This window comes from Curtobacterium sp. B8, assembly GCF_000333315.1.
GTDB classification, from domain to species: domain Bacteria; phylum Actinomycetota; class Actinomycetes; order Actinomycetales; family Microbacteriaceae; genus Curtobacterium; species Curtobacterium luteum.
In genome coordinates this window covers 1-1,586 of sequence record NZ_BACW01000032.1, presented here as the reverse complement: position 1 = coordinate 1,586, position 1,586 = coordinate 1, and the positions used below count along the sequence as shown (strand labels likewise).

Sequence of the window (1,586 nt, the reverse complement as noted above, 5' to 3'; positions counted from 1 at the left end):
CCACAGCTCGACGACGCCGTCGGCGGCGTTCCGCCCCGCGACGACGACGATCGGCATCCCGAGCAGTTCCGCGTCGCGGAGCTTCACGCCGGGCGACACCTTGGGACGGTCGTCGTAGACGACCTCGAACCGCTCGCCCTCGAGCTGCGCCACGATGTCCGTCGCGAGGTCGTAGGCCACCGAGTCCTTGCCGGTCGCGACGACGTGTACGTCGAACGGGGCGACGTTCTTCGGCCAGACGAGGCCCTTCTCGTCGTTGTGCGCCTCGGCGAGGATGGCGAGGATGCGCGTCACGCCGATGCCGTACGAGCCCATCGTGACCGTCGCGAGCTTGCCGTTCTCGTCCTGCACCTTGAGCCCGAGCGCCTCGGCGTACTTCCGGCCGAGCTGGAACACGTGGCCGATCTCCATGCCTCGAGCGGTCTCGAGCGGGCCGGAGCCGTCGGGTGCGGGGTCGCCGGCACGGACATCGGAGACCTCGGCGACGCCGTCGGCGGTGAAGTCGCGGCCCATGACGAGACCGGAGACGTGCACGCCGCGCTCGTTCGCACCCGTGATCCACGCGGTGCCGTCGACGACACGGGGGTCGACGACGTAGCGGATGCCCGACGGGCTCTCGGCGCCGAGGACCTGCGGGCCGATGTAGCCCTTCACGAAGACGCCGGGGTGCCGCTTGAAGTCGTCGTCCCCGGCCGGCTCGACCTCGGCGGGCGCGAACGCCACCTCGGCGCGTTTCAGGTCGACCTCGCGGTCGCCGGGCAGGCCGACGACGACGACCTCGCGGGTTCCGTCGAGGTGCGTGAGCGCGAGGACGACGTTCTTCAGCGTGTCCGCCGCGGTCCACGGTGCACCGTCGCGCGGGGCGACAGCGTTCGCGTGCGCCACGAGCGTGTCGATGGTCGGGGTGTCGGCCGCGGGGAGCAGCACGGGCTCCGGCTGCCCTCCGATCGGCAGCGCGTCCGGCACCGGGGTGACGTAGGCCTCGACGTTGGCCGCGTAGCCGCCCGCGCTGCGGACGAAGGTGTCCTCGCCGACGGCGATCGGGTGCAGGAACTCCTCGGACTTCGAGCCGCCCATCGCGCCGGCGTCGGCCTTCACGATCGCGTACTCGAGGCCGAGCCGGGCGAAGATCCGCTCGTACGCGTCGCGCATCGTCTGGTAGCTGCGGTCGAGGCCGGCGTCGTCGATGTCGAACGAGTACGCGTCCTTCATCGTGAACTCACGGCCGCGCAGGAGTCCGGCGCGGGGGCGGGCCTCGTCGCGGTACTTGTCCTGGATCTGGAAGAGCGTGACGGGGAGGTCCTTGTACGACGAGTACAGGTCCTTCACGAGCAGCGCGAAGAGCTCCTCGTGCGTCGGCGCGAGCAGGTAGTCGGCGTCCTTGCGGTCCTTCAGGCGGAAGATGCCGTCGCCGTACTCGGTCCAGCGGTTCGTCGCCTCGTACGGCTCGCGCGGGGCGAGTGCGGGGAGGAGGACCTCCTGCGCGCCGGCGGCGACCATCTCGTCGCGGATGATGCCCTCGATGCGGGCACGGACCCGGAGGCCGAGCGGCAGCCAGGCGAAGATGCCCGGGGCCTGGCGACGGA

The 1,586-nt window shown here is 71.3% G+C and carries 1 protein-coding gene; it reads right to left on the bottom strand.

Annotated elements, in window-relative coordinates:
• On the bottom strand, positions 1–1,586 hold a 1,586-nt coding region (locus tag I59_RS00965), incomplete at both ends, for a proline--tRNA ligase (protein WP_022902273.1).